17 protein-coding genes are annotated in these 22631 nt (G+C 42.7%); 14 read left to right on the forward strand and 3 right to left on the reverse strand.

Annotated features, from left to right (window positions below; all coding sequences use genetic code 11):
• The first annotated feature begins 1 nt into the window (after position 1).
• From ACSLUF_RS14870 to ACSLUF_RS14935, 14 genes are all read left to right on the forward strand, one after another.
• A complete protein-coding gene (locus ACSLUF_RS14870; RefSeq protein WP_431129869.1) occupies positions 2-2467 on the forward strand; it encodes a type IV secretory system conjugative DNA transfer family protein in 2466 nt (821 codons plus the stop codon).
• Positions 2467-2865: a helix-turn-helix domain-containing protein gene (locus tag ACSLUF_RS14875; protein WP_106143239.1), complete on the forward strand. Its 399-nt coding sequence runs from the start codon at positions 2467-2469 to the stop codon at positions 2863-2865. The genes ACSLUF_RS14870 and ACSLUF_RS14875 overlap by 1 nt, the downstream gene beginning before the upstream one ends.
• Positions 2866-3225: 360 nt before the next feature.
• Entirely contained in the window at positions 3226-3909 is a 684-nt protein-coding gene (locus ACSLUF_RS14880) for a ParA family protein (protein WP_435623465.1), read from the forward strand.
• 3 nt (positions 3910-3912) lie between these two features.
• A complete protein-coding gene (locus ACSLUF_RS14885) occupies positions 3913-4383 on the forward strand; it encodes a hypothetical protein (protein ID WP_435623466.1) in 471 nt (156 codons plus the stop codon).
• Between the two features lie 131 nt (positions 4384-4514).
• Positions 4515-4736 carry a hypothetical protein gene (locus ACSLUF_RS14890; RefSeq protein ID WP_435623467.1) on the forward strand — a complete coding sequence of 74 codons (222 nt, stop codon included), beginning with the start codon at positions 4515-4517 and terminating at the stop codon, positions 4734-4736.
• Between the two features lie 303 nt (positions 4737-5039).
• Positions 5040-5351 carry a DUF4133 domain-containing protein gene (locus ACSLUF_RS14895; RefSeq protein WP_435623468.1) on the forward strand — a complete coding sequence of 104 codons (312 nt, stop codon included), beginning with the start codon at positions 5040-5042 and terminating at the stop codon, positions 5349-5351.
• Positions 5336-7894, forward strand: a complete 2559-nt coding sequence (locus ACSLUF_RS14900; protein ID WP_435623469.1) for a TraG family conjugative transposon ATPase — start codon at positions 5336-5338, stop codon at positions 7892-7894. The genes ACSLUF_RS14895 and ACSLUF_RS14900 overlap by 16 nt, the downstream gene beginning before the upstream one ends.
• Complete coding sequence (locus tag ACSLUF_RS14905) at positions 7881-8498, forward strand: hypothetical protein (protein ID WP_106143246.1); 618 nt, start codon at positions 7881-7883, stop codon at positions 8496-8498. The genes ACSLUF_RS14900 and ACSLUF_RS14905 overlap by 14 nt, the downstream gene beginning before the upstream one ends.
• Positions 8499-9413, forward strand: coding sequence for a type IV secretion system protein (locus ACSLUF_RS14910; RefSeq protein WP_431129880.1), 915 nt, complete (start codon positions 8499-8501; stop codon positions 9411-9413).
• A 4-nt stretch (positions 9414-9417) separates the two neighbouring features.
• Positions 9418-10044: a hypothetical protein gene (locus ACSLUF_RS14915; RefSeq protein WP_106143248.1), complete on the forward strand. Its 627-nt coding sequence runs from the start codon at positions 9418-9420 to the stop codon at positions 10042-10044.
• Complete coding sequence (traM, locus tag ACSLUF_RS14920) at positions 10041-11075, forward strand: conjugative transposon protein TraM (protein WP_431129884.1); 1035 nt, start codon at positions 10041-10043, stop codon at positions 11073-11075. The genes ACSLUF_RS14915 and traM overlap by 4 nt, the downstream gene beginning before the upstream one ends.
• A complete protein-coding gene (locus tag ACSLUF_RS14925; protein WP_431129887.1) occupies positions 11072-12067 on the forward strand; it encodes a DUF4138 domain-containing protein in 996 nt (331 codons plus the stop codon). The genes traM and ACSLUF_RS14925 overlap by 4 nt, the downstream gene beginning before the upstream one ends.
• 3 nt (positions 12068-12070) lie before the next feature.
• Positions 12071-12619: a conjugal transfer protein TraO gene (locus tag ACSLUF_RS14930; RefSeq protein WP_106143251.1), complete on the forward strand. Its 549-nt coding sequence runs from the start codon at positions 12071-12073 to the stop codon at positions 12617-12619.
• 18 nt (positions 12620-12637) lie between these two features.
• Positions 12638-15679: a TraQ conjugal transfer family protein gene (locus tag ACSLUF_RS14935; protein WP_106143252.1), complete on the forward strand. Its 3042-nt coding sequence runs from the start codon at positions 12638-12640 to the stop codon at positions 15677-15679.
• A 34-nt stretch (positions 15680-15713) separates the two neighbouring features.
• On the opposite strand, the gene ACSLUF_RS14940 is transcribed toward ACSLUF_RS14935, so the two are convergent.
• The 3 genes from ACSLUF_RS14940 to mads8 all read right to left on the reverse strand — a co-directional run bounded on the left by ACSLUF_RS14940 (position 15714) and on the right by mads8 (position 22630).
• Positions 15714-16202, reverse strand: coding sequence for a hypothetical protein (locus ACSLUF_RS14940; protein WP_106143253.1), 489 nt, complete (start codon positions 16200-16202; stop codon positions 15714-15716).
• A gap of 378 nt (positions 16203-16580) precedes the next feature.
• Complete coding sequence (locus tag ACSLUF_RS14945; RefSeq protein ID WP_106143254.1) at positions 16581-17288, reverse strand: PP2C family protein-serine/threonine phosphatase; 708 nt, start codon at positions 17286-17288, stop codon at positions 16581-16583.
• Positions 17285-22630 (reverse strand): methylation-associated defense system ATP-binding protein MAD8, encoded by a 5346-nt coding sequence (mads8, locus tag ACSLUF_RS14950; RefSeq protein ID WP_245911886.1) that lies wholly within the window; start codon positions 22628-22630, stop codon positions 17285-17287. Before mads8 ends, ACSLUF_RS14945 begins: the two co-directional genes overlap by 4 nt.
• Position 22631 lies beyond the last annotated feature (1 nt).

The following is a 22631-nucleotide window of genomic DNA, read 5'->3' on the forward strand; positions in this document are numbered from 1 at the left end:
AATGCAAGATAGAAACCGAGGCTATGTGGGGATGTACCTCTCGGCCTTTTATTTTACCCTGGTACTTTTTATGGAGTTTTATGCCCTGTACGTGTACTATTTCGGCAATCAATGGCTGGCTGATCGTGCCTACGCCCTAGTGCACCGCAGCGGATTGCCGACAACGGGAATGGAATCTCGGTGGATCCTTTGTGGGCTGCTCTTTGGAGGTATCATGATGTACCGGCCGAAAAAGAAAAAAGGACTGCACAAAAGAAGGATTGTTATGGGCCTGATGCTAAGCGCGGTATTCTTGCTCTTACCCATCTGGTTCTCTGCCCGGAGTCCGGGCTGGATGTTGTTGTCGATGGCCGGTTACGGGCTGTCCTATTTTGGGCTGATGACCTATGGGATGCAACTTTTTGCACTTTTCAACTTTAGCAACCTGGCCGAGGAAGACCCCTTCAACGATAGCAATGAGACGTTTTTACAAATGGAGGAACTCCTGGATACCGAGTATTCGGCCAACATTCCCTATACCTATGTCCACAAGGGCAAAAAGCGAAAGGGGTGGCTCAATTTTGTGAACCTCTTCCGGGCCCTTTTGGTCATCGGCACCCCTGGTAGTGGAAAGTCGTTTTCGGTCATCGAGGAGATCATGGGGCAGTTCATTTTCAAAAAATATGCCATGGTCATCTATGATTTCAAGTTCAATGCCTTGACCAAAAAAGCATATGGATACCTCCAGGAGGCAAGGGCAAAATTGGGAAAGCAGGAAGGACGGGAATTGCCAAAAATGTACTTCATCTGTTTTGACGATATCCGAAGGACACACCGCAACAATCCCATTGACCCCTATGGCCTGATCAACCAGTCGGATGCCATAGATACGGCATCTACCCTGATGAAGAACCTGAATCCGGAATGGATCAAGAAACAGGACTATTTTTCACGCAGTGCCATCAGTTTTACCAGCGGTTGCATATGGTACTTGAAAAAAAAAGCGGAAGAAACCGGACTGTATATCTGTACTCCGGGGCATTTGGCCCTATTGACCACCGTAAAGATCGATGTGCTGATGGAAATTATGATGCAGGATGTGGAGGTACGCCAGATATTGGTACCCTTTAGGGACGCCCTTGAAAAAAAGGCCATGGACCAATTGGCGGGGCAGACCAGTACAGTACAGATAAGCTTGTCAAGTATTGCCACCAAGGAAATCTTCTATGTGATGTCGGGCAACGATTTCAATTTGGAGGTCAACGACCCCCAACATCCCAAAATCATCTCGTTGCAGAACAATCCGGGCCGCAAGGAGGTATATTCCGCCCCTTTGAGCCTTTACATGAACACCATTCTCAAACGGATAAACCGTCCAGGGAGAAGGCATATGGCGCTCATTATCGATGAGCTCCCAACCATTTTTATCATGTTGCTTCGTACGATCATCGACACGGGAAGGGAAAACAAGATTGCCACGGTGCTCGGAATACAGAGCGTGGGGCAGCTCATTTTGGATTATGGCAGGGAATTGGCCGATGTCATCTACGACAATTGTGCGAACATCATTTGCGGGGCAGCCAAAGGGGAGACCGCCAAACGGCTGAGCGAACTTTTCGGGAAGATCCACCAAGAGAAGGTATCCACCAATACCAGTAGTAGCGATACCAGCACGAATCTCAGCACCCAGATGATGGAACTGCTCCCAAAAAGCAAGATTGCGGCCATGTCCACAGGATATTTTGCAGGCTTAACGGCGGATACCTTCGAGAACCAGATCACCCAGAAAAAGTGCTATGGGCTGTTACGTCCCGATATTTCTGCCAAGCAACGCGCCATGGCCCACGAACTTCCCATAGTGAAGGACTTTAGGCCCAAAGATTTCAAAGACCAACAGGAAGAGTATATGCGGTTGGTCGATGAACTTGATCTTCTGGAAGGCGTCATACCGCTTTTCCAAAAGGAAGTGGGGTATCTGGAGTTTTACGGGACGGTATTGGACAAGGTGGCCAAAACGCGGTTTCAAAATGGAACCCAACGTAAGTTGTTCAAGGACCTGGTGAAGCGCTTAAAGCTCTTTGATTACAGACAAGGGTTTGGGAAGGCAATGGAAAGGGAAAACAAAAAAGGGGCTTTGCGGAGGCTCTATGTCGAAATCATAGATGAGTTTTTGGTCCACTGTGAAATGGACCGCATAGCGCAGGAAGTCTTTGATCAAATCGTCGACGAGGTAGATGCGCTGGTAAAAATGGAATACAGGGCCATAACGGGCAACGAACTTGAGACGGCCATATTTGATGAAAAGAAAATAAATGGTGAAATTGCAAAATCAATGAATCGGTCAAAGACCGAGGTTAGCGCTTTTTACGATCATTGGGGAAAGGGACTCGATAATGAGACCGCTGCAATGATTGATGGATTAAAGGATGAATTTGAGAACGAAAACAGGGAAGGGTATTGTAGCTTTCCTGTAGAAAACATGGATTAATGGACATTGAATCGATTATCAATTTGGATTCCAATGATTTGGGATATATCGGCGAACGCCTTAAAGAGATCCGCAAGGAACTCGTGGACATGGATGATATCCAGGACAAGCGGTTCAGCGAGTTTTCCCTGACCAAATTGAGCGAGCGTCTGAACATGGCGCGTTCCACGTTGGCCAATGTGGAGCGGGGTTCCTCCATGGTCAATTCCATTAAGATCATTCTTTACTTCTATAGCCTTGGGTACAACCCTATTTGGATACTCTTGCCTGACAACGAGTTCGTCACCAAGCGAAACCTTGGGGAGAACATGGTATACAAGGAGGACATCCAGGAAAAGTACCGCGACCTCGAAAAAAAGGTGACCGATGCCCTTGGGGAATTCAAGAAATCCCTTTGAGCACTTCTTTCCGTTTTTGCATTTTCGCACGTACTTGAACTCTTTAGGGCACCATAGGTCCCTAAGGCACTGCGGGCTTGGAGGCCCTGTAGGGCAATCCGGGGAAATCGATGATTAGTGGGCATGTGATCCTACTTTTTTAGAGGCTACCGGGTCATATATAGCCATATAGATAGTACTGAATATTGCGATAATCATTGCTGTCAATACATATAGCTATACTCATATATAGCAATAATCAATTCATCATTTGACCATAGCATGATCGTATTACATGACCATAGGGTCATTTATTCAAATGGTAGAATGCCCATAGCATCATATGGTCATATGCTACCCTGGTCAATTAATTTTATTTTTATGGACACAAAAATTATTTCTTGTGCCGGTGAAAAAGGCGGTTGTGGAAAGACCACAATGAACATTATCCTGGCGACCAACCTCTCTAAATCCTACGGGAAAAAAGTGGTTCTTATCGATATGGACGACCCACAGTATTCCGTGTTCAAAAAAAGGGAACGTGACCTACAAAGGGTTTCCCTAGGGAAAAGGGATGATTTGGAGTTGTATCCCGTGGTGCGTTCCAATGTGGGAACTTTGGACCAATGGATACGAAAGTTTTACGGAATAGTGGACTATATCATCATCGACTTTCCCGGAAACCTCAACGAGGAAATGGTACAGGGGCTGCTGTACATCGAGCACTTGTTCATCCCGTTTTTCCTCGATGAACTGGAAATAGACAGTACGGCGATGTTCTACAAGACCTTGGAGGCGAATTTCCTCAATAACGAAGATCGCGTGTTACGGTCGCTAAATCTATTTTTCAACCGATATGAACTGGTGAAGGCCAACAAGTTCAAAGCCGTTCGGAATACCTTTGAACGGGCCGGAATGCCCATCATGGAGGAGGTGGTCATGGACCGTACCGTGTATCGGGAACGTTACAGAAACACCCTTTACCCCATACCGGAGGGAAAGGAGAACAGCGAAATGGGAATCAAAAAATTTATAGAACGGGTACTAAAAATTTCAAAAGGATAAAAAATGGGAAAGAAAATAAACGTCCAGGAACTACTGGATTCCGCAGTACTGGACAATGTGGATACTGGTGAGGAAACCAGGGAATTGAAAGCGCAACGCAATACGGAGCTGTCTGCCAGCGTTGAGAATGATGGTAAGAAAGAGAGCGCTGCCCTGAAAAAAGGAAAGGAGGGGACGGGTAATAGGTTCAGTGGAATAACAACCGCTACCGGTCTATCGAAACCAAACACTGGAGAACGGAAAAAAATAGAAGCATTTATGGCCCTAATGGAAAGCGATTACTATCCGGACAGGAAAGAGCAATTTATCTTTAGGCTCAGTAAGGCCTGTTTTTCAGATTATGAAAAACTGACCAGTGCCTATAATTACAAAATGGGAGAAAAGGCATCCAGGAACGATATCATGCGGAAGGTGCTCGAACACTTCCATAGCCAGTATATTCCTCAACTGTTAAAAACCTTGGAGCGGATTTGAACCTGGACTGGGACCATATCGTATATATCATCATCGGGACGTTGTGCCTGATATGGTATGTGGTGGTTTTTCGGATACTTCGTGCGGACCGCAAAAAAAATCTTTCAGGAAATAAGTCATTTGTGCAAAAAATGAATATATTTGCTAAAAATGAATCGTATCAAAACGTAGACATGGACCAATTACTCAACCAAGTCAATGAAAATGAAACCAGCTCTGAGCTGTTGGATATTTTCAGTGCGTCCGATACCGATGAACACAAACAATCCTTAATTCCGAAAGAAAATGAAAAACTCAAGGTCATCAAAAACACCGATGATCCCCCGGAAGGGGATCCCAAGGACACGGGCTAAATATCTTCTAGTCCTCACTCTCCTGTTATTTTGCCACACACCCGGTCTGGCCCAGATAGAGGAGCTTGTCAACCAGGTCGACGCCGCCGAGCAAGGGGCAGAGCGCATCAGCGACAGCATTTTCAACATTGTTCATTTTTGTGCCGGGACGTTGACCATTATCTCAGGGCTTGCCTTTTTGATCATCCGTGAACAGAACCAGGATATGGCCAGGAAAGTGGGCAATCTGGTCATTGGCCTATTGATATTTTGGGCGCTTGCAGCCATGGCGGATACTTTAGCCCAATGACCATGGAAAACCGTATGGTCAAAATACCAAAAGCCCTACAGAAGGATGTCTTCTTTTTCGGGCTAAGGGCCAAATATGTGGATCAGGCTTTCAAGGGCACTTTCATTTCATTGGCCATGGGCCTGGTAATCAGCAGTATCCTTCCTACCCTTTTGAGCATGCTCCTGTCATTTGCCGTGGCCATACTCTACACGGGCCTAATGTTGTACTACTCCAAAGCTTATGGGAGCAATGGCTTTATAAAATCCCAAGCGGACCGAAAGCGGCCGAATAGCATCAAGGGTCACGTTAACAAAAAAAAGCTGTTGGTATGGCGAAGAAAATGAACCTGATGGACGCATTTCCCATTTATGGCTATGAGTACCCCATATTGGTCTCAAAGGAGCGTGGTTGTTTGGGGATACCCTTACGATTGGAGCTACCCGAAGTGTATACCCTTGATGAAGGGGACTATCTGACATTGAACCGTTTGGTATCGGGCATCATCGAAATAATGGGGGAAAATTGCCTTATCCATAAGCAGGACCTGTTTTTTGGAGAGCACTATATAATGGACCGGGAACGATTGGAACGGGATTTCTTTGAGGCCGAGGACGAATGGTATTTCCAGAATAGGCCTTATTTAGAGCACCGTTGTTTTTTGACCATTCATAAGGTGCCAAAAAATTACATCAACAGGACCCCACAGGGGGCCAATCAGTATTTGCGAAAGGATAGAAAGTACTTTTTCAACAACCATGTTCCCAGCGAATATCTGTATACTGACATCGCATCCGACTTTGAGTCCAGGGTCCGTGCGGTAAATGACCTTATCAACGAATCGGAGCTGATGCAATCCCGTATATTGGATTATGAGTCTCTCTTCGGCGAAGGCGGGTATTATGACACGTATTTGGAGGCTGGTTTTAGTCAGGGAACGGGAAGGGATCTCGACTTTAGTGACCATAAAGTATATATCGGGAACAAACGTGCCCAATTTTTCACTTTGGAAAATTTGGACCAGTTCTTTAAGGAGGACATGGCCCAGCATGAATATTTTGGAAAGTATTGTATCGGGGAGAACCTATTTCCCATAGGCAACCTGTTCTCCCTGGGGTTCAAGATTCCACAGGAGCATATCATCAACCAGTACATCTACATCCCTGAAAAAGAGAAGGCCATGTCTCGGTTACGGGCCAAGGCAAGACGCTTGGACAAATATGCCCGCAATACCAAGGGCGATAAAAACAGTGCATACAGGGACCAGATATATGAGTTCCAGCACCAAATATTGAACGACCACAAAGAACTGGTCTACTACCATTTGAACGTAATGGGCCTATCGGCCTCTGAAAAGGGTTTTGGGGCCATGTGCAATACTATCCGGTCCCGTTTCAAAAAACTGGGCATCAACGTGAAGGAAAATACAGTAGACCGGAAAAACCTGTTCCTGGGGGGTATCATGGGCAATGGTATAGGGACCAGTATGGAAATGTTCAGTCCCTTATCTTCTGAAATGACGGCCAGTCTCTGGTATTTTGAGGGTGGCTACAGAAATCCATTGCATGGCACACACGGTCTTCGTATGGTGGACAGGACTTCGGGAAAACCCTTGTTGGTAAGCATTTATAAGGAACCCGAACGCATGGACTGGATATTCAATCGGGGGATGTTGGTCGCCTCCGGTTCTGGAGGGGGAAAGACCTTTTTTGCGAACAGCTATCTGTTTTCAGAATACCGGGAAGGTGCCGATATCGTGATCTTGGAAAATGGCAATTCCTATGACAAGCTATTGGCGGTTCTTGACGGGGTGGTTGTGGAAAATGACGACGAGCACCCATTTACCTTCAATCCCTTTGCCTTGGATCGATACGATACGGTGGTCAAAAATGGGAAAAGGACCCTTTCGGAGCATAAGCTGACCCAGTTGGTCGCCTTGGTACACCTTTTGACCACCCATCATGGGGAAGGAACGGAAAATACAATTAATGCAAGCGTTTCCCAGACACTCATAGAATTGATGGTCCAAGGCTATTATGGCAATAATTTGGGCCAGGAAAACGCAAAATTCTCCTTTAACGGCTTTTACGACCAGGTAAGGGAACACTTGCCCAAAATCGTAAAAGAAAAGGGCATACGAAGTAAGGTGTTTGACCTCAATGTGTTTTTGTTGCTTTTGGGGAAATACGCTCATGACGGACCCCGCGCTTATCTCTTGAACAGTGATGACGATAGGATTGCGCGCCTCAGCCAAGAGCGGCTCATCTATCTCAAATTGAGCAATTTGATAGACAACGAACAATTGTTCCCCATCATCGCTTTTTTGATGATCGATGTCTTCAACAAAAAATTGAAGGACCCGCGAAAATTGGCAGTGAACAAGATACTGAACGTGGACGAGGCATGGAACCTCTTCGACAACCCTATAATGGCCAATTATCTGGATGCCCAATCCAGAATGGCGAGGAAGTTCGGCGGACAGCCCATCTTTATTTCGCAAAAGGTGGACGATTTTGTGAAATCCAAATACATCGGGAACACCATTGTGGTAAACAGCCATATCAAGGTTCTTTTGGATCTGAGCGAGTTCAGCAATTCCTTTGAAAGTATTCGTGGCATGCTGGGCCTTAACAAAAAACAACAGCAAGCCGTCTTGTCCCTGAACCGTGATCTGCCAAAGGGAAGAAAGTTGCGGGAGATGGCCATTTGTTGGAAGGACCGGGTCAAGGTCTTTGGACTGGAGACCTCGCTGCCCACCAAATGCATTTTTGAGACCAATCCCTATGAAAAGGCCAGCATAGCTGAACTGCATGAACAGCAGGGAAAGGATTGGCAGCGGACCGCAAAGGCCTATGAACGTATAAACACCCATGCCCATGGAAAAATATAAAATACTATTCTACTGCACCTGTATTGTTCCGGTCCTGGCATTCGGTCAGATACCGGTGACGGATGCCGCTGCAAATTCCCAATTGGCCATTCTGAACAAGAACATTTTGGCCATGAACTCACAGCTATCGACCTTGAATTCCAACATGGCCACCTTGCTCAAGCTCATGGAACGCAATACCGTGGCCAACAGCAATTCCTCGCAATTCCTCTCCCAAGAGGTCACCGCGAAAAGGACGCCGGCCAGTTACGTATTGGACTCCCCTGAGATTTCTGAACTGTCAGCCCTTAAGGACAAGGTGTTGGAGGCCTACAAGGGCACACGAAAAAGTTTGGACACCTTTACCTATTTGCAGGCAACGGAAAAAAAGGAAGCGATGGACTTTTTGGTCACGGTCGTGTCCCAAGTATCCACTTTGACGGCCCAAGGAGCAAAGGTATCCTCTACCCCTGAGCTTATTGATTCTGCAAACCGTTTGTCCGCCCTGTCCACCATTAATGAAAAGATATCCAAAGTATTGGAGGAGGTCATTTCGTTGAACAATGCACTTATCCAGAAAAATGAGCACCGCAAGGCGATGTATTCCATGATAAAAATTAATTGAATGTACTTGGTAAGAACGGAAACAGGATTTAGGGGCGTGGTCAACAACATTTTCGACCAATATGTGGATGATGCCTTCAATTCCCTTGGCCCCACTTTGGGCATTGGTTTCCAGGTGGCCAAGATCGGTCTGATCATTTTTGCATTGACTCATTATACATCAGATGACAGGGCCGATGTGCTCAAGGCCCTAAAATGGTTTCCGCTGATGTTCATTCTTTGGAACTACCGTGAGTTTGCCTATGCCATATTCGAGTTTTATGACAATTTGGGAAAGGCCTTTATAGGGACCCAACACAATTGGGATTCCATTGGTGAGCGGGTGGCTCTGGCACAAATTGATGTGGCCGCACAGAACGGTCTCAGTTGGAACCTATTGGACATGGACATCGACGCGCTACAGTCCATAATGCTGGTCGGAATGGCCAGTTCGGTAACGAACTTTGCCCACATCATCTCGACCTTGATATTCGTCGGCATAAAGGCCCTTTCCATTATTTACCTGTTCATCATCATCATTTTCGGCCCAATCAATATCGGCCTTTCTTTTGTACCGGCCTTTTCCAATATGTGGAGGGCATGGTTGCAAAAGTTTATGAGTGTATGTCTTTGGATTCCCATGCTCTATGTAGTGGACCTCTTTATGGTGAATCTGGTGGATAAGCTGGTGGAGCATTTGATCACTACGGCAGCCAAGGATATCGCATTGATCATGACCTCATCGCTCCTCATCCTGATGACCTCGTTTTTTTACATCAAGGCCCCTACCCTGGCCAATTTCGTGGTACAGGGCATGAACATATCGGGTTCGGGCATCGTTTCCAAACCGAAACATTATGGAAAAAAGGCAGTCCAAACGGCCATGGATATCAAGACCGGTGGGGCGAGCAAGGGGGTGCGCACTTTAATACAATGACGTTATGAAAGGAAAGTATGTCATTTTCAACGATATAGAAAGAAGCAGGAAGCATCAGCGCAATGTCGTATATCTATGCCTTCTTTTGGTGGTCTTGACCTTCGGTACCTCCCTGCACTTCATTGGAAAGGCCAACGAGCGGGCCAGAAACAATGCCTATATGCTACATGGGGGGCAACGGTTGTCTCTAGACCCATTGCGCGACAAGCAACAAAATCTCGAGATTTTATGCGAGGGGCACATCCGCAATTTCCACGAACTGTTCTTTTCCCTGGAGCCTGACTTACAAATGATAAAACGAAACATTGAGGAAAAAGCACTTTTTATGACAGATAATTCTGGTAAACGACTATACGGTCGTTTGGTCGAAAAAAGATATTTCCACGATGTGGTAATGCGTGATTATCGCTACATTGTTGAGCTCGACTCCATTGATTTGGACTATGCGAGCTACCCCTTTTATTTTACCTACTATGGTAAACAGGCCATTGAAAAGGGCAGGTTTACCACCTACAGAAATCTAATGACAAGTGGCTACCTGAAAGAGGTAGGCACGACCCCCAATAATTTGAACGGTATCAAGATTTTGGATTTTAAGGTACTGGACAATTCAGATATACGGGACCAATGAAAATACGGAACACAAATAGCATACAGGCATTCAAAAGATGGGTGGTACGGTATCGGAATTTTGCCATTGCCTTGCCCATAGCGTTGATCCTTACCAGTTTCTTTATAGTTGAGAACGTGAAAAAGTTCAATGGCCCCAATGACCGGGAACAGATACAGGAAAATGGGCTGAACCTTGAGCTTCCCGGAGAACAACCTGATTTGGATGTCAAGGAGAATACCCGGCTACGTGCCAACGGACAAGATGGCCAAGCCACAGGGAATACCTTACCTCCAGGTCAATCAATAGCGGGTGAAAAAAAATCCGAAAAGGACTCGCTTCAGGAAATTGTAAAGCAATTGGAGGCACTTTCTTTGGATACCCCAAAGAAAATGGATGCCAATCCAAATTCCTCGTCCCTGTACCAAACGAAAACGAAGGCAAAAGTAAACGAGACCCTTAGCGATGAGGAACAAAAACAACGACTTGTGGAGCAGCGTTTGGCCTATCGGGAAATGCTGCAGGAAGGTAAGGAAAAGATTGTGGGGAATACGGGGAATGTCCCCCCAAGAAATGCCCATATGACCGATGGAGCCAATACATCCAGTGTTTTTAGAGCGGCCGTGTATCGTGACCAGTTCATCCTGCCTGGTGACAATGTGGAGCTCATCCTATTGGAGGACATGGTGTTCGGGGGAAAGTTCTTCAAGAAAAACACATTTATATATGCACTGGCCTCGATACAAGGAAACCGTGTGCTTTTGGACATCGATAATATCAACCATGTCCCAGTCCAGGTAACTGTCAAGGATTACCGTGACGGACGGGCAGGGATTTACAATAAAAGGGCGGGCGAACTTTGGCGTGAGTTCAGTGCTGAAGTAGGCAACGATGCCCTCGGAAGTGCGTCAAATTCAGTAGTCAATGAAACAGGGGGACTTGCCAGTGATATGGTCCGTGAGGTCGGGGCCTTCTTAAGGAACAAAAGGCTCAAACAACGGGACCGGATATTGTTGGTCAACGACCATGAGGTATTGCTTTTAATGGAATGAAACGATTTTGTATACATACTACGTTATTTTTTGGTGCGGCCCTCTTCGCATACGGACAGGTGGATACCATCCAGGTCGCAAGGGACTACAAGACCATGTTGGTTTTTCCAAGCCCCTATGATTTTGCGGTGAATGGTAAGGAACTCAATTTTCTGGAGTCCTTTCCACAGGGAAGTAATTCTCCAACGGCACAAAACATGGTTATGTTGATATACAATGATGTGGCCCCGGACAAGAGGGACTACACGAATTATACCGTGTACACCAAGGACGGGCTTGCCTATGATTTTATCTTGGAACTGGTGGACATCCCAAAGAAAAAAAGATGGTCCATAACCATTCCCATGGCCGATAACAAGAACCAGATGGTTCGTAGCGCAATGCTGAGGCAATCCCAAAACGATGTCCTGAATGACCCAATGCGACTACCGGAGAGCGTGGAAGCTCCCAGACATAACTTCAGTACCGACAGCGAGATAGGGAACTTTGGAAATACAGTGGAAAGAAAGGAAATGGAGGTTTCACAGCCCATTACCCTGGAACTTTACAAAAAGGATAAAATAGAGTACATCCGTAGGCGCTGCCTCTACAACCAGTTCAATAAGCCGAAGGTTGCAAGGTTGTTTGATAGGTCGGGAAGGGTGTTTCTCTGGCTGAACGGGGTTTACTATGACAACAATGAAATCTATTTGCAGTTCCGTATCGAGAACAAAGAGCCCATTGATTACGATCTCAACTTTTTAAAGTTCAGTATTGCCACCAACTACCGCAACAGTTCAAGCAACCAAAAACTGGACCATCGACCCATGTTTCAATATAAGGTCCCAAAGCGGATAAAGGGTAATTCCGAAAACCACTTTATCGTCGTATTTGAAAAATTTACACTGGACCGCAAGAAGGTATTGGTGGTCGATATGGACGAGGACAAGGGGAACCGGAACCTTTCTCTGCCCATTGACCACTACTTGATCAATAAACCCCTAAGCTTTTAGCCTATGACAAAACGATTACGCTACCTTGTTTTTTTGATTTTGATGTTGTCCAGTGTGTCACTAATGGCCCAAATGCGTGGAAACCTGGCGTCTTCGGTCGGGGTCAGTGGAGGTTACGTGGAGGACGGCTTTGGAGTGATGGGAACCTTTAACTTCCATCCCAATCGGTTCAAATATTTTCAGATAAGCGTTCTGGCGGCTTTTGCTGAGGATGGCCCTACGGACATCCCCTATAACATATTTACCATACAGCCCGGGCTCTACTACAGGGTCTATATATCACCCCGTAGAGGTTTCAGCCTTTTTGTGGGCGGGGGAGGCCTGTTCGGTTATGAGGTGATCAATAATGGAAGCAACGAGCTTCCCAATGGAGCATTGATTGATGCCGAGAGCCAGTTTATTTATGGCGGCTATCTGGGTGCAGAGGCTGAGTTTGCATTGAGCAATGATTTTTCGCTTTTGATCAAGGCCAACGAATATTATCATATCAATTCCGATGTAGGAAACTTTTATCCCTATGCGGGATTGGGATTGCGCTATTTTTTGTTTTGAGAATTTATATGGAACACTATGAGAACACACACCCCACGCTATATAGTATCCGCTACAGTACTGTGTCTAATTCTATTTTTCGCATGTAGCAAGGATTTTGAAAATATCATCGAGGACTCCTTCGATTTTTCCTTTTCGGGAACCAACGAAGAGGACATCTTCATTTTTGAGGCTTCCAAGACCGACTTTTCCCTTGAACCTGAGCGCACGGTCTCCGATGTGACATATTACATGCGTTATACCATGATAGATGGAAAGGGCTATTATTTGGGAAGCGAAAACGATACGATACGGGAAAACGACACGATTCCCCTAACTGATTTTGATATAAGCCTAAACTATATGGCCGTTGATACTGGTGCCCATAAGGTTAAGTTATATGCTTGGGATTCCAATCAACTGACCAAGGAACTGGACCTTGTCTACAATACCAGCTTTGCCAGTTTTGGCTTTGTATTGACCAAAGGTTCTGAGGCCCTTATCATCAATAGTAAAAATCCAATCAATGCCACGCTGATACGGGACAAGGAGACGGTCGGACCACAGAGCGACGGTACTGGGGATTTCAAAATCACCTATCAGTTGGAAAACGGCACAGGGCTTTTATATGTTGGGGATACCGCCCATGAGCCGGGCAAGGAGTTCCGTTTGCCGAAAGGGGTGACCGAGTTTGGCTATCAGCCCGAGACCTTGGGGGAGCATCGTCTGACCATGACGGCGGTAGCCCCCGATGGGGCCACGATAACCCGGGAACTGTTGTTACAGGTCGGCAATCTGAACTTTAGTTTTCGGGCAACTGCAGGCTCTTCCCAAGTGGAATTGAACACCAACCTGGCGGTGAACATCGACTTGCAGACACAGGATGAGGAAAGCGATGTCACCTATGAAATAAGCCATGCCTTTTCCCCAGAGAGCGAGGGAGGAGGAACTGTCAGGGATCAGAACGGTGGGGTCATGGACCCTGGAACCAACAGACCAATATTGCCCGGCAACTATAACTATACCTTCCAAAGTGTGGAGCTTGGCCAGCGTAAAATCTATTTTGATGTTAGGGACAGTAACGGTCAGACCAAAAGGGACAGCGTCGAGATAGCCGTGGCCAACATTCCATTTACCTTTTCGGGAAGTTCGGAGAGCAACTCCGTCTTTATAGGGGAGCGGACTCAATTCAACTTCAACATCAAGTCCAATGGGAATACCAATAATATCCAGTACAGTGTATCCTATGAGATCTTGGATGGAAACGGTACGCTCAGAAATGAAAGTGGTACGGAGCTCAGGAATTCCACGGATTATCCCGTGAACTTCGGCAATTTCTCATTGTTCTACATTCCGGAAACCACGGACACGCACAGGATTTCCTTTGTTGTCACGGACAATTTTGGACAGTCTTCCGAACCTGTCATCATTGATCTCGAGATCAAGCAGAACGAATTTGAAGTGACCTTCACGCCATCCAAGACCTCGGAATTCAGCAATATCCCAGTTTCGGGCATTATCAATATCGATGAGGAACCCGAGGGCACCAATGACACTTATGAGGCATTTTTCACTTCCGGTAAGAGCGGGCAGGTGAGCATTGGCGGAAACACCTATGGACCAGGCGAAAAGTTTAATCTGGGTGCGGATGCCAATAACATCTTTTATACGGGCTTTGAGCCCGGGGAGCACAATCTGGTCTTCAGCGTGGAATCCGGCTCAGGGGTGACCCACGCCACGAATCCCATTGCCATCACCTACCAACAGGTCGATTTTTCATTTACGGGAGGTATCCAAAAATCGGATATTTCCATTGGGGAGGTCACCTCGGTCAATTTCAACATTTCGGAGACGGTGGGATCTTCCGACTATACCATGCGGTTTACAATGACCGGGAACGCACTGATAAAGGATACGAATGGGAATACCGTAAGCCCTGGCAACAGTTATGACATTCCCAAGGGGAATTTCAACTGGAGCCTGGAGGGGGTGAGCGAGGGAACGGTATTGATAACCTTCTTCGCCCAAAACGAAACGGGATTGGAGAAACCTGTTGAAATTACGGTCAATGTCAGTCCCAAGGATTACAATTTCACGGCCAATGCAACGGGGCCCGGTGGTTTCATTGGGGAATCCACCACAATTAATTTCAACATCACCGAGTTGGGACTAGGGGGCGACACGTATACCCTGTACTATTCCACGGGCAATGCCAATAGCAGTTTTGAATTTGATGGAAGCGTTTATGGTCCAGGTGAAACGTTCACTGTCCCGGTAGGATCGTTTACAGGGAACTATACAGGCCTCTCTGAGGGCGACCATGATATTGTATTCAATGTCAGATCTTCATCCAATGTACCAAAGATGGCCAATGTGAGCCTATCCTATGAACGATATGTGGAACAATTTGATCTTACCATAAGCCAGGCACCTGGAGACCGCCTGGAGGGAGATGCGTTCAACATTACGGTGATCACCAATGCCGAGGGGACGCATGACCCAACGGTGACCTATGAGATGGTCTTCTCATTTCGTGGGAATCGAGCAGGATACATCATTTATTCGGGAACTCGATATGATGAAGGGGAAACCGTTCCCTTAAATTATGGAAGTACCAACATGACCTTTTATCCAGATACCCCGGACAAGTTTTCCATCGATTTTGCAGTGGACAATTCAACAGGCGAGACCCGAAACGGAAGTACTTTTGTGGATACCCTACGAAGGCCAGTCGCACTTGTTAAAGGCGAAAAGCACAATGTGAGCTGTGGTGGATTGAACGGCTGTGATTATCAGGTACGGATATATACCTGCTTTGACATCGGGTGTTCCGAAGCGTATGGTGGAGCCACATTGGACCAAGTGGAAATCAGGATTTACAATAGAAGGGACAACCGCTGGGATACACGGGTCTTCAACTACAATGAAGCCATCGGCAATGGGGTTGACCGATACTTTTTGTTAGAAGAAGAAGCTCGGGAAAGCCGCTTGAGATACCTTGATCAAGATTTTGAGGTCCGGGTCAGGGATACCAATAATCAATGGAGCGAAAGGGTTACTGGAAGAGTAGTCAGAGTTTAAAAAGAGGGGGCGCCCCAGGTTAACCTAACTTAAACTAACTTCTTTTAAGGGTGTAAGTGATGACGACTGCCTGTTCATCCAAAAAATCCTCCTCTTCAACTACCAATCGATTTTGGGTAAATTTAATGATGAGCCAATCGTTACGATTATCAAAGCGTATGAGTTCATTATTGATGAGTTCATAAGTATCATCTTCCACATTCTGGAAAGCTGGTACTTCTCCACAGGACAGGCCATTTTCGTTTATTGAAAATGCACTTTTTTCACCTGACCCTCGAGAACTAAAAAATGTCAAATTATCTTTTATACATTGACGGATTTCATTGGTATTGAACAAATCCACATTTACGGTTCCATCTCCATTGATATCCACAGCGGTATCAGAATCGATGGCTTCATATTCCCATTGTCCGAACAGGGTCTCTGCCCTATTATCCATGGCAACGGTGCCATCGTCATCACTACAGGATAAAAGGAGCGTCACAACGAGCAAAGGTAACAGCAAATTTTTTGAAGTTTTCATTACAGTAGATTTGTGGGGTTTATGGTAAAGATAGCGATATCGAGGAATTGTAATCAAGGAAGCCCCCTAAGATTCAAAATTTCGGTAATCGAGTTGGCCAATGGTTAAGGCCTAATGATCACTGATTTACCAAATTATTTTCAAAGGACCCTTTATTTGAACTTTTAGACGGTTAATAAAAATGGCTTTATAGTAGATTTAAACTCTTTACAAAAAGCGGATTTTGGAAAGAGTTGAGATTTTTTGAATCGGAACTAGGGGGTTCAGCCAAAACTGAAAAATATATCCACAGGTCAAAATGTAAAGAGTTTATAATCTTTTTATGAATAAACGCCGTATTTTCTTATTTGTATAATTAAAAGCTTCCCTGTTTTTGTTCTACTTCATGGAAAGGAATATAAAACTAGCATTATCTTCTGCCTCCATTTTTAATCTTCTGCGAATTTTTTCAATCACTTCATCCAATGATTTACAGCTATTTAGTAAATACTCAATACTATGACTATCAATAATATTGTGCAATCCATCTGAGCAAATTATTAGCTTGTCTGTTTTATAGTTTAATTCCAATTCATCGTAAGAGACGATAGATTTCTTTGCATTACCTTGAACAGAGCGGGTTACTACGTGTGAATATTTTGATTTTATTTCTGAAATATTGGGAGTAACATCATCTAAGGTCTCATTAAATAAATTGTGGGACTTGCTTTCAAAATCTAATTTGCTTTCTGAGTACTTTAGAATTTTTATATCCCCTATCCAAAAACATCTGGCTATATTGTTTTCAACAATCACGCCCCCCACTGTTGCTCCTAGTTTGGACTGATTTAGTTCTTGAAATTGTCGAATTACCAGATTTGCTTTGTTAACTGCTTTCTGAATACTTTCCTCGTTAATTTCATCGACGGTAGACAAAAAAGTAGAAATGCTTTCTACTATCATCGATGCTGCGAGCTTTCCATTATCGTAACCTCCCATTCCGTCTGCTATTAAATAGAGATTCGTTCCTGAACTTAGGCTGCTCTCCCAAATCACATCTTGATTTGTTCCCCTGTTTCCTTTATATGAAAATGCAATTGATTTCATTTATTACCTGTAGCCTGTATAGTGCCTCCTCCATGCTTTGTCACTCTAGGTCTAGTCGAAACCTTTACCGGTTTAACTGAGATACTTTTTTCCGTTGCCTTGGTTGCCCATAAAAACCCTTCCCCAGGGGTTAAAGCGCTCATGTCCGCAGGAGTTAGAGTAGAAAGTTGGGTTATTGACTTTTGAATATGTTTAAGCCACTGCGGACTATTAAACTTATGTAGTAGCACAATAGAACTCAATTCAATAATTTCGTTAGGAAGACTTGGCGGATCTTGACTTGCAATCATTATACTCACTCCCTTATGTCTCATTTCCCTTATTGCTGTTACAATATTTCCAGTCAGGTCTTTATTGTCCATATATTTATGTGCCTCATCGAAGACAATGAATTTATTAAAGTGCAATCCGTTAAGATTCTTTACCGCAGAGAAAATATTAAGCATTATAACAAAAAGTCCTAAGGCTTCATCTTTTACAATAAATTCATCCCTCAAATCAACAATGACTAATCGTCCTGGCATTAATACATCGCGCATCATAAAGCTGTCATTAATATATTCGCGAGCAAAACTTAGTTTCTGTCTTGCCAATGCTTTTTGAGAATTACTCAATAGTTCTGACTCTTCTACACTTTCCGAAAGAGCATTTATAGTTATATTAGATCGATGCTGTTTCATAATTGATTTGAGTTGTCTAATATAGGTAGAGTCATTTCCTACTGCTCCTAAAATAAACAACCAATCTTGAACATTAAGTTCCTTAGAATTAAAGGCTATTGGCAATACTTTAATAGATGGATATTCAGCTTGCCTTTCTACAATTTTGTCTTTTGGGGTGAGAATAATAACGTCCTCGATGTTATCCGCTTCAGCTCCATAACGTGCCTTCAATTTTTCTAATTCCCGATTTTCATCATTAGAATGTACCATTGAGGTAAACTCAGGCGCATAGTCCATACTTTCACTATAGTGAAAAATGACCCCAGCTAGTGGTGATGGAAGTAGGTTGATATTGCTAAATTGTTTAAGAACCATTTCTGAGATAGTCCCAATAGTATAACTTTTACCGCCGCCTTGAACTCCAAATAGACTAATGGTGTTTGTCTCGCTAAGGTCAATAGCAATTTTTTTCTGTAAAGTACTTTCCCCGAGAATTCCAAATTGATTGCTTGGTAATGTTTTACCAATTAGCATGTCAAATTCAGGACAGATATGTTCATTATGATTTGACACGAATTCCATAGAATCATCTTCTGTGTTTAATTCTATTTCCGTTTCGGCCGCCCTAAGGGTACCTTCTTGATTTGTCGGATATACCGTTTGCTCGGTCGGCGGACTTGCTGTAAAGTTATCAGGTTGAGAATCTGCTTCTGTTGAATTCTCAACCTCATCATCTCCGCTAGAATCGGATGTACTCTCGCTGGATTCAAATTTCGATTTGAATCTTTGAATAAAAGGTTTAAGTTCACTTATATTTCCAAAGGCTTTTGTAAGGTCTTTGTCAAAATCACTTTCTTCAAGTCTCTTAGTATTTAAATCTGAATAAGGGTCAAGAATATCATCAATCAACTTCCCTCCGAAAGTAAAAAAGGTGGACTCATTATCTAGGACTACCTTTTTATGCCTTTCTGATGCTGCAAAATCAAAAATTAAACCTAGTTTTCTAAAGCAAAGACTAAACCCCGAATCAAGTTTTTGTAGAAAAGCTAAATACTGATTATATGCTTTATTGGATAGATACTCATATCTATGTGCTCTATCCAAATAAAAGGTCAATAGTGATTTTAGTTCCTTGTTTTTAATTTCTCTATCTAACCTATCAAAAGAACTATTGTATGAAGGATCAAAATGATTTCTCAAGGCTTCTATTGTATTTTCTATCTGTTCGAGCATTTTTAACCTAAGAGCATCTTTTTCATTTTCTCCTAAGGCTTTACGGCATTTTATCTCTATTACCGAGATTAATATTTCTTTTCTATCGAGATCGATTGAAACAAGCAAGTTATCTGCTCTTGATTTACTTCCAGAAGGTAAATTCTCGAATAGGTTTTGATGCAAATCGATCGGGATCAGAAAAGCATCTTCTAACATTTCCTTTTTTTCCAACACTCGCTTGGTAAACGCAGAGCCAATTACCTCAAACGCCTTGTTTTTCGAAGAATTCAATTGAAGCACCAACGAACTACTAACTGCTCTTAAATCTTCAAGAAGAATTTTTATTTTATGCTCGTCCTCTTCATTATGAATATCAAGGTTGAATTCTTCAAAGTGAGGCCCTAGTAGCCCTAATACTTCAGAGGTAGGCCTTGTTGTAAGATATGACGAAATTCCTAAAGCCTCTTCTCCAGGAACATAGTCCAGTAAAAATGGGATTTTACCATCCTTAGATGGTTGATCAAATATCTGTGGCCCTAGGTCTTTATCAAATGTTATTACCCAATCAGAATAATCGTGCAAGTGAGTAAGTAGAACCTTATCCTTATCATTTAACCTAAGTTGCGTAGAAGGTACGGATGGAGTGTGTTTTGACACTAAAGCCCCGCTTATAAAACTTTGAAGGTTTTCAAAAAGTTTAATGCCGTTTGCACCTGCCGTATCATATTTTAGTGATAGTTTATTACCTTGAATGAAACGATTCCACTTAATTTGAGATCCATTTGCATCTACCTTCACTGTAGACTCAGTAATTAAACCATTCAAATAAAAGTTGCGATCTTCTATAGTTGGTTTTATAAGTTCGATAGTTATAGGGAATGGACTTACCAAAAAACTCAAATGAGAGGTATAAGATGAGGGGTCTTTTAAGAAGTCTGAAATATCGTTGATTGAAAAACGTAATTTTGGAAACAATCTATTCCTAGAAGGTTGCGAAAATGCCTCAGCTTCTTCAGAGATATTTGATTCTGGATTGATTAAGGTCTTTAAAGCTTCTCCATGCTCAATTATTTTGTCATCTCCCTTAAAAATTCGGACTTCATAATTGATACTCTCAAATGATTTTTCTTTTTCTAACTCGACAAATGCATTAGCAAATACCTCTGCATCCCCCGCATTGAATAAATTAACTACCAATTTATCTATATAAGGATGTTGCAATAGGTAATTTTTAATATGTCGAATTACCAATTTGATACTTAAATCAGTCTCTACATAGTTGTCCCTTGTGATATTAAATAACAACCTTAAATAATGCTGGAGTTGCCTAGAAATAGAAGTCATTCCATTTTTAGATTCTTGGGATACCGTACTTAGGTAAAGCCCCCATCCAAATGATAGCTCGCCACTATAATTAAATTGTTTTTGAGATATTGTCTCAATTAGAACTTGTTGGTTATTTTCAGGAGAGAGCTGACCAATAAACAATTCTTCTAAATGTTCTGACCAAGATTCTTTGTGCCCTGAAAATTCTTTTGTTCTTTGTTCCCAATTCTCAAAAACTTCTAAAAGTTGTAAAGTCCAACATAAGCGTAATGGATGTAAAGGTGATAGGAGAATTGCTTCGACTTTACTTCCGTCAGGTAATTTACTTTTGACCTTAACAAGGTCAATCATTTGCAATTCGATGAGAAACTCTCTAAGTTTTGTTTTCTCATCTAACGTTATCTCGTCTGTCGCTAACTGGTTATTTAATTTTGTTGTCCATTTGGTATATGTATAGACATATTTTCTGATGTTCTGTTTGAGATTGAATATGTCTGCCGTTTCAAAAATTCCATTAGCTCTTGTATTTGAATTAATAATTGCTTCAAAAAGTTGCAATCTTGACTTTAGTAATGATTTCGGTACAATTTCGTTTAGTTCGCTTTTTACAAATTGTAATTGTTCAAAACCTATTGCCAGCTTATTGCCTTTTAGTTGACATCTTACATAGCCTAAGCTATCGGCATTTGTGAGAAATTTATTTTCTATTTGACGCAGTTTAGTCGAGATGTTGATTTGATAATTATGTTGGTCAGAATAATTGATGTGAAACGTAGAGTTATGTTTTTCCTTTCCGTCATTAATCCAAATGTTTGATGTTTCCGAAGGTTTTGGTAATTCAATTTCGATATCATTCTTTAACGCTTCTATGCGATATTTGAAATAGGCTTGTAAAACATTATTTAGTTTATCCTTACGCTGATCTTCATCGCGTTCTAATGACTCCTCAATTACGTAGTCAAAATCAATCGAATCACAGCTGAGCTTATATGGAAAAGAACTTTTTGGTGTACTTTCATCTTCTTTCTTAGCCTCCTCCCACGCTTTTTGAATTTTGGACTCACGAAACTCGTCATTAGCATTTAACATATTACCATGTTCGTCTTCAGCTAAAACCTTTATAAAATAGGATCCTTCCTCGATGATATTCGGGTTCAGCTCAAGTGTGGCATCTCTATAAGGTCTATTAGAATTTGAGTTTTTGATTTTTCTTAGTACTGTAATTTCTTCTCCATTACTTCCATTAACAGCCATCAGTATAATCCTAAAGAATCGTAAATCTTTTATATCCTTTGGATTTGGATTGGTGTGAAAACGAACTTTTAACTTTGCTACATTACCTTCTTGTGCGTAAAGGACATTGGTCCCATCTTCCACTTTTAAATCTTTAGACTTTATCTCGTCAGTTATCAATTTAATATGCGTAAAGTCTAAATCCGGAATAGGCCAGTAACTGAAATTTAATTCGTTATAGCCATTTTTAATAGCATTACAAATCTCTTGGGCATTTCGTGCTCCTTTTTCAGTTTTGAGAAAATTGACAATATCCTTTTGTATAGAATCATTTTCTAACCTTAGTTCAGCTATTCTATCATATAGTGGTTTATTGAAAGCTGATAATAACTCAACACTTTCTCTATTGAAATTCAATCTTGACCTAATTTTTTCAACATGTTTTGAAAGAATCTCATCAGGTATCAAAGAAAGTTTAAATAGACAATTTCCAATTGCCGAAGGCTCATACCTCTCTTGGTCAATAGCTATTAAGTAGTCTATTACTTCAGTATTTGAAGGGTTTAAATAGTTTATAATATCATTAACTACCGTGTCATAAACATCATCGGGAACTTGTTCTATTAGAGTATTGACCAATTCTTCTTCCATACCTTCTAGAGATATCTCTTTAAAGGTTGCGTTACCATACGAATCTTCCGCAGCTGTGCGGCTGTTTGATGGTATTAAGATAAGTAGAGGTTTGTCCAGCTTATTGCGAAGCTCGATAAGTTTTGTCGCGGAAATAAATTTGTGACTTGTGTTTTCGACTTCGGAAACAATATAAATATCTAGATGTGAATGTTTTTCAATAAGAAGATCCCATAAATATTCTAATTCTATAACACCTAGGCCTGTAATTTTCATA

Origin of the sequence: Flagellimonas sp., assembly GCF_965601775.1 — a bacterium.
Classification (GTDB): Bacteria; Bacteroidota; Bacteroidia; order Flavobacteriales; family Flavobacteriaceae; genus Flagellimonas.